We start from the raw sequence: 7,786 nt of genomic DNA, 5'->3' as shown, positions 1-7,786 counted from the left end.
ACTCGTTATAGTGTACTCAAACTCTTTTCTCTTCTTTTTATACTACAATTTAAGATTTTCAAATCTAAAGGAACTTATCTCAAAACCTCATCCTTAATCTGAATACATAATACTTTTTACATTTTACTTAATACTTAAAAACATCTTACAATTCTAAAATCTCAATACTAATATCTAACACCTACTATATACATCTTACAATTCTAATAGAATCTAATAACCGTCTGTGTATTTCTATTATAAGAAACACATATTTTTAGAGAGAGTATTTTACTTGATTTGTAGAGGAATTAAACCAAGTGTAACGTATGAAGTCCAATGCTATTGTTATGGAAGAAACGACCAAAACAAAAAAGGCATGAACTCATCTTAAAGCTTTTGAGGTACTGGTATACCTTGCAACAATAAGAGAGCCCACGCCTAGGTCGTGAGCAAATTTACTTATTTTCTCGTTGCTACAAAAATTACCAGTTTTCAAAAGCGAGATTAAAGTACAATTACTTTATTTTTTAACTATCTGATAACAAATATAATAATATATTTTTAATTGCGCACTATCGACCGCAATATTTTTACATACTACTCTTATTATTGTTACAATGGATAACGTAAACAGACGTATATGTAAATACATATATTATAATTGGATAATAAATTCTGATTCACAAAGAAAGTTTGCTGATGAGCATAATATAGAAGAAAGTATTGTTAGAAAGATTAAAAAAGCATCTCAAGATAAAGATTATATTGAGTATAATATTCCTATCACTACACTTGAAAAAATATGTACATCTAGGGAAATCAAGTTATACGAGTTTTTCAAAATGGTTAATATATAATAAAGGCTCCAACTTGGAGCCTTTATTTATTTAACTTCTGCCAATTGTCTTGCAGTTTTTAATTTTATTTTAGTAGATAAAACTCTTTTTACATTCCATTATTAACGTATGAGAAATAATAATGCTATAAAGTAGGAGTAAATCTTACTATCTATTGAACAATAATTCAAATTATTTCACATTCCAAAAACACTTTACACAACAAGGTATACCTCTTATTTTGTCGTCTATATTTTATAATAACAAAATAGCCTATTTCTTCGGGGTTTGTTCGAGTGTCCTTCGACAATGGTTCGAGAAAAAGGTTGTTTTGTCGAACAACAGTCGAACAACGGTCGAAGGATTATCGAAGAAGATACATCAAAAAATACATTTTAGTTAGTGTATTATTTTTTGCGTTAAACAATATGAATTGAGAGAACTTTATAAAATAACAAAAGGCAAACAAACGTTTGCCTTTTGCTTTATCGTGAATTATTTTATTTTGCCCAGACAGGTAATTCTTTCCATCCCTCTGATGGAGCTTCTTTTATACTGTCTGGTACTGGTTTATTAATATATAATTTATTAATTGAATATAGTGTATATGACCATTTTTTATCACTCATTTTCACTAAAACCCTTTTTCCTATTTGCGACTTATAATATCTTGTGCTATCATTTGGAAAACTATAACTACTAATTTTCATATCATTATTATAATAATACTTAAAATTAATACTATTAGTAGCACTACGTCCGAAAATAGAAACTCCATCAATAGTCGCTATAGTATATATATAATTTTTTTTAAAATCATTTCTTAAATAAGTACCCATTAAACTTACTGTTATAAATATAATAACAATAATTATTAAAAATAATTTAGTTTTATTTATTTCGATATTCATTATATGATTTATTAACTTGTTGTTCTGTGATAGCGTGAGGTAAACTAATCATTGCTTCAGTTACAGCTTGTGTTGCAGTTGGCATTTGAGATACAGACGAGTTAAATCTTGAGCCCATACCTGCTGAAATTAAACTCGTTGCACTATTTACAATAATTGTATTAGCATCAGAATTAATATTTAAACCACCTTTTAATGGTTTATAATCTATTGCGCCCCCAACAGCTCCCGATACCCCTGGAATAAGAAAAGTATCTGCGGCTACATCTGCGACATCAAAGGCTTTAAAGTCTTCTAAATTTTCAAAGGTAGATATTTGAGCAGTTGTACTGACAATAGCTTTTGCAGCAACAACTTTAATAGACCCGTAGACAACAACTTCTCCTAATACTACAGGTGCTGCCATTACTCCAAAGAAAGCGACTACAGCTTTTTCTCCATTTCTTTTAGCTTTCTGCATTTTACCATATTTTTCTCTACCTTCTTCTGTAGATAGTATACGTTTATAAGCACCATCGACATGATTACCAAAAAAGGCTGACTTAAGGTCAGGCATAGGTATTGTAATATTAAGTCCTGAAAATCCTGAATTATTAGATTTTGATGCATAAACTACCGCTGTTTGAAGTTCAATAGGGTCATCTTCGTCTCCTGGTCCTGCAATTTGTTTACCATCAGGATCAATAAAGTAAACAGGATTATTTACTGCATAAGAATATGGAGAATCCATTAAATATTTTTCAGCGAGCGGATCAATGACTCCCCATCTACCTAAAGCAGGATCATAATTTCTAGCTTCAAAATCATACAAATTCAGCCCAAGTTCATCTTGTAGTTCAGCACTTCGTGCGGTATGTTCGCTAAAAGTTTACTCAAAACTTTTTTCTCCATAATCATTGATTTGTATTTATAGTTAGTATTCGCAAGATTGGTATTGTTGTATCCACTATGTTTCAATCCAAAAGGATAATAGTTGTTCTCCTCCAATATTTTTAACGAGCCATTTGCTTCTTTTTGATAGCTCAATCTTACACTCGCTTCACTCGGGTCATTTCATGAAAATCTTTATCAAAGCTTTTCACTCATGAATCAAAATGATCGGCGTAATTGTATACATAATTAAAAGTTATCCTTCTATACTACTATCACCTCTACAACAATCTGGCTCGTTCGCTAAAAATGTTTACAAAACATTTTTTAACACTCTACTCTCAAAGAACTTCTGCAAGTAAATTTAAGAAATTATATGTTAAAAATGTAGCAACTTTATAAAATAACAACACATCTTAAAAACTACACTTCTTTATGATATTTCTTGATTTGTTATCTTTTTATATAATATAAGTAGGACAGTTACTATTGTTCCAAATATTAAAAAAAACTTTAATCCAGTGTAATAATCCCTTGTCATTTCTTCTTGAGAAGAATTTTTTAAAATCACTCCTTTTAAAAAAGTCTCTTTTCGTCCTTCTTTATACCAATGATATGCTCCACCTAAAATTGAAATAAATGATCTAAACATAATTTTAATCTAAACTATAACGACCTCCTTCTATAAAGTCTTTTCTATATTTTTTAATAATTCACCTTGACTAATTTGAAAGAATTACATGCCAAGAAAAATAAAAAAGGAGCTAATTAATAGCTCCTTTTTTATTTTGGAAAGTTTTTTTGCTAATTATTGTTTAGTAAATTAATATGCTTTCGCATATAAAACTCTGTATTTTGCAGGTTTTCCAGAGAAAACATCAACTCCTTCTGTAGGCGTTTCAAAAGCTTGAGGAATACAACGAATTGTTGCTTTCGTCGCATTTTTCACCGCTTCTTCTGTTTCTTCTGTTCCGTCCCATAAAGCTGAAACAAAACCACCTTTATTTTCGATAATATCTTTGAACTCTTCAAAAGTTGTTGCTTCTGTTGTGTGAGTATCTCTAAAATCTGACGCTTTTTGGAATAAATTAGTTTGAATATCTTCTAATAATTTCTCTACTTCAGTTGACACATTATCCAACGCAATAAATTGTTTTTCTAATGTATCACGACGAGCAACCTCAACATGACCTTTTTCTAAATCTTTTGGTCCAATTGCAATTCGTACAGGAACACCTTTCAATTCGTATTCAGCAAATTTCCAACCTGGTTTCGTTTTATCATCATCATCAAATTTGATCGAAATTCCTTTCGCTTTCAATTCAGACGAAAATTTATCCACCACTTGACGAATTTCTTCTAATTGTTCTTCTGTTTTATAAATTGGAACAACAACAACCTGAATTGGCGCTAACTTTGGAGGTAAAACTAATCCTAAATCGTCAGAATGCGTCATAATTAATGCACCCATCAAACGAGTAGAAACTCCCCAAGAAGTTGCCCAAACATATTCTTGTTTTCCTTCTTTGCTTGCGAATTTAACATCAAAAGCTTTTGCAAAGTTTTGCCCTAAAAAGTGAGAAGTTCCCGCTTGTAAAGCTTTACCATCTTGCATCAACGCTTCGATTGTATAGGTATCATCAGCACCCGCAAAACGCTCAGAATCTGACTTTCTTCCTTTTACAACTGGAATTGCCATAAAATTCTCTACAACATCCGCATATACTTCTTGCATTTGTTGCGCTTCCGCAATTGCTTCTTCTTTTGTTTCGTGAGCTGTATGCCCTTCTTGCCATAAAAACTCGGCAGTTCTCAAAAACAAACGCGTACGCATTTCCCAACGCACAACATTTGCCCATTGATTAATCAAAATTGGTAAATCGCGGTACGACTGAATCCAACCTTTGTATGTACTCCAAATAATTGCTTCTGAAGTTGGACGAACAATTAATTCTTCTTCTAATTTTGCTTCTGGATCTACAATCAACTTTCCTTTGTTATCAGGATCATTTTTCAATCGATAATGCGTTACAACCGCACATTCTTTTGCAAAACCTTCTGCGTTTTTTTCTTCAGCTTCGAATAAACTTTTAGGAACAAATAAGGGGAAATAAGCATTTTGATGACCTGTTTCTTTAAATCTTTTGTCTAATTCTGCTTGTAGTTTTTCCCAAATAGCATAGCCATATGGTTTGATCACCATACACCCTCTAACCTTGGAATTTTCAGCTAAATTTGCTTTTACAACAAGCTCATTGTACCACTTAGAATAATCCTCAGCACGAGTTGTTAATTTTGCCATAATCTTTTATATTTGTTGATAAGTTTCGTATCTTTACTTGGCATAAAAATTGCCTTTAAATTTATGCAAATTTAATTATTACAAACGATGTAAATTTATAATTATGAACAAAGTTTATAAAATTTCTAATAAAATTTCTGCAACTACATTAATTCTTGTGGCTGCATTAGGAATTTCATCTTGTTCGACTTATCAACCAAGTGGTTACGAAAGCGACGGAGTTTACTATAATCCGAAAACAGATAAAACCTATCAACAAGCTCAACCACAATATGGAAACGAGCAAGGAGAACAAGAAAATCAAGGGGAAATAAAAATTGGTAGTCCATACTTTGATGCAGAAGGAAATGGTGCTGAACAATTTTATTACCAAGATGATGTTGATAGTACAAATGATAATACTCAATCTAAATCAGCAACCAAAGTTAAAATTAACGGATATGGTTTAGGTGGTTACAATTATTTTGGAAACAACGATTACACACTTACTTATAACGGATCAAGTAATTATGACTGGGGACGTAATGATGGTGTAGAAATTAATATCTGGAACAACTATCCTTGGTACAATTACGGATGGGGAGGTTTCTACAATCCATATCGTTGGGGATATTACAATCCTTGGTATGGTGGATGGTACGGAAACGGATTTGGTATTTCATTCGGATGGGGATGGAACGATCCATGGTATAATGGATATTATGGTTGGGGTTGGAATAGACCTTACTATGGTGGATATTATGGAGGTTACTACGGTTGGAATAACGGTTGGGGTTACGGTTACGGATATCCAGGTTATTACGGATATGGATACAATCGTCCAAGAGGAATTTATTCTCAACCAGGTTACAGAAACGGTGGTCGTTTAAATAACACGATTAATTCTACTCGTCCTGTTGGAAGCTTAAATGGTAGAAACAACCAAATCTCTACAGGTTTAAGACCTACTCGTGATAATACAATTAATACTACAACACGTCCAACTCGCGAAGTTAGACCAGGTACAGACCAAAGTCAAATTAACGGAACTCGTCCTACAAGAGAGGTTAGACCTACTATTGATCAAGGACAAATGAATAATACACGTCCAACTCGTGAAGTAAGACCAAGTGTAGACCAAAGTCAAATTAACGGAACTCGTCCTACAAGAGAAGTAAGACCTACTGTTGATCAAGGGCAAATGAATAACACACGTCCAACTCGTGAAGTAAGACCAGCGCAAACACAACAGCCTACTTACAACACAAGACCGACTCGCGAAGCGCAACAATATCAACAACCAACAAGAAGCTATGACAGAACAAATAGCATGAACAATTCTCGTTCATCATATTCAACACCTTCTCCAAGTAGAGGTAGCAGTATGAGTAGCGGAAGCATGGGAGGTGGTTCTCGCGGAAGTAGCACAGGAGGCGGAGGTTCTCGTGGTGGAGGAAGAAGATAACTAGATTTAGATCATATATAAATGAAAAAAATATTATTAAGCCTTTGTACCTTAGCTGGTACATTGGCTTTTGCACAACAAAACAAAGGGTACGAAACTCAGTATTCTACAAATGCTATAAATTTATATTCGCAAGATATTAACAGCGGAAATGCTAAATATATTGGTGTTGGTGGGGCTGTTGGTGCATTAGGAAGTGACATTACTTCTGTCGAGCAAAATCCTGCTGGATTAGGAGTAGCAATTAACTCTGACGTACAAGTAACAGCTGGTGTTTCTACTTTTAGTAACAAAACTAATTTCGGAACAAATATCAAAGAATCTGAAAGTAATTTTGATTTCCAACAATTTGGAGGAACATTTGTTTTTGCAAATGAAGCTTCAAAATGGAATCGTTTCACAGTTGGTGTCGCTTATCTTAATCAGCGTTTAGACAATTATTCATCAATTGGAACAAATGAAGGAATTAAATTTGATAATCCAAATGGAACTTTCAATGGTTACATTAAAGATATAGATGGATACAAATCTAAATTCTCTGTTAATTTAGGAACTAGCTATGACGACAAAGTCTACTTAGGATTTGGATTAAACTTCCACGAAACTAACTATTCGGGATACGAACAATATGCAGAGCGTGATGACGACAATGGAAAAACTTATGTATACAATGCAGATGGAGCTCCATATAGTGAAATTGGGCAAGGATTTTCTTTCTCTTTAGGTGCTATTTACAAAGTGAATCACAATGTACGTTTAGGAGCGGCTTATCATTCTCCTGTTTGGTACAATGTTTCGGAAGATTATTATGCAGCAAACTTCATCAATAACGGAACTGCTGTAGATTCTTATTATATGTATTCTTCTGATTACGATATGACACGTGGTGGTCGCCTTGTAGGAAGTTTAGGTTTTGTTGTTGGTAAAAATTTATCACTTGGTGCTGATTATACGTACCACATGAACAATGATACAAAATTAAAACCATCACAATATTTTAATTCTTCTAATAATTTCATCAATGATTTTGTAAAAAATTCAAGTGAAGTTAGAGTTGGTGCAGAATACCGTGTAGATCGTTTCAAAGTAAGAGCGGGTTATAATTATGTAACTTCTCCTTACAAAGATTTTACAATGGATATTGCAAACGAAAACAATGTTGTAACAAATGCAGCTGTTTTATCGAAAGCATTTCAAGGAGATATTAATCGTGCAAGTTTTGGTTTAGGATATGATTTTGGTGGATTCTATATAGATGCGGCTTATCAATATCAAACTCAAAAATATCAACAATTGATTGGTGGAACAGATTATATTAATACTAATAATGAATTTGTTTCTTTACCTAACACTTATGCTCCAAAAGTTAAATTAAACAACAATTTATTCTTATTGACATTAGGTTGGCAATTCTAATAAAAAAAAATAGATATTAAAAAAT

Annotated in this window: 6 protein-coding genes; 2 read left to right on the top strand and 4 right to left on the bottom strand. The window is 32.7% G+C overall.

Annotation, left to right across the window (positions count from 1 at the left end):
• Nucleotides 1-1,318: 1,318 nt before the first annotated feature.
• The 4 genes from HXZ74_RS16160 to proS all read right to left on the bottom strand — a co-directional run bounded on the left by HXZ74_RS16160 (nt 1,319) and on the right by proS (nt 4,901).
• A complete protein-coding gene (locus HXZ74_RS16160) occupies nt 1,319-1,729 on the bottom strand; it encodes a hypothetical protein (RefSeq protein ID WP_280050419.1) in 411 nt (136 codons plus the stop codon).
• Entirely contained in the window at nt 1,710-2,540 is an 831-nt protein-coding gene (locus tag HXZ74_RS17240) for an RHS repeat-associated core domain-containing protein (RefSeq protein WP_435653710.1), read from the bottom strand. The genes HXZ74_RS16160 and HXZ74_RS17240 overlap by 20 nt, the downstream gene beginning before the upstream one ends.
• 492 nt (nt 2,541-3,032) lie before the next feature.
• Nucleotides 3,033-3,251 carry a hypothetical protein gene (locus HXZ74_RS16150; protein ID WP_038332733.1) on the bottom strand — a complete coding sequence of 73 codons (219 nt, stop codon included), beginning with the start codon at nt 3,249-3,251 and terminating at the stop codon, nt 3,033-3,035.
• 171 nt (nt 3,252-3,422) lie between these two features.
• Nucleotides 3,423-4,901: a proline--tRNA ligase gene (gene proS, locus HXZ74_RS16145; RefSeq protein ID WP_286476315.1), complete on the bottom strand. Its 1,479-nt coding sequence runs from the start codon at nt 4,899-4,901 to the stop codon at nt 3,423-3,425.
• A 103-nt stretch (nt 4,902-5,004) separates the two neighbouring features.
• On the opposite strand from proS, the gene HXZ74_RS16140 reads away from it, so the two are divergent.
• Both HXZ74_RS16140 and HXZ74_RS16135 read left to right on the top strand, forming a co-directional pair.
• Nucleotides 5,005-6,345: a hypothetical protein gene (locus HXZ74_RS16140; protein ID WP_280062071.1), complete on the top strand. Its 1,341-nt coding sequence runs from the start codon at nt 5,005-5,007 to the stop codon at nt 6,343-6,345.
• Between the two features lie 21 nt (nt 6,346-6,366).
• A complete protein-coding gene (locus HXZ74_RS16135) occupies nt 6,367-7,761 on the top strand; it encodes an OmpP1/FadL family transporter (protein WP_180905178.1) in 1,395 nt (464 codons plus the stop codon).
• Nucleotides 7,762-7,786 lie beyond the last annotated feature (25 nt).

Source organism: Empedobacter sp. R750 (assembly GCF_030324345.1).
Lineage (GTDB): Bacteria > Bacteroidota > Bacteroidia > Flavobacteriales > Weeksellaceae > Empedobacter > Empedobacter falsenii_C.
Note: the sequence above shows the minus strand (reverse complement) of the source record. Positions and strands in the feature narration are given on the sequence as shown.

What these genes read in the sequence shown, in the direction of transcription:
- HXZ74_RS16160 (WP_280050419.1), bottom strand. Translation starts at nt 1,729, where the DNA reads ATGAATATCGAAATAAATAAAACTAAATTATTTTTAATAATTATTGTT.
- HXZ74_RS16150 (WP_038332733.1), bottom strand. Translation starts at nt 3,251, where the DNA reads ATGTTTAGATCATTTATTTCAATTTTAGGTGGAGCATATCATTGGTAT.
- proS (WP_286476315.1), bottom strand. Translation starts at nt 4,901, where the DNA reads ATGGCAAAATTAACAACTCGTGCTGAGGATTATTCTAAGTGGTACAAT.
- HXZ74_RS16140 (WP_280062071.1), top strand. Translation starts at nt 5,005, where the DNA reads ATGAACAAAGTTTATAAAATTTCTAATAAAATTTCTGCAACTACATTA.
- HXZ74_RS16135 (WP_180905178.1), top strand. Translation starts at nt 6,367, where the DNA reads ATGAAAAAAATATTATTAAGCCTTTGTACCTTAGCTGGTACATTGGCT.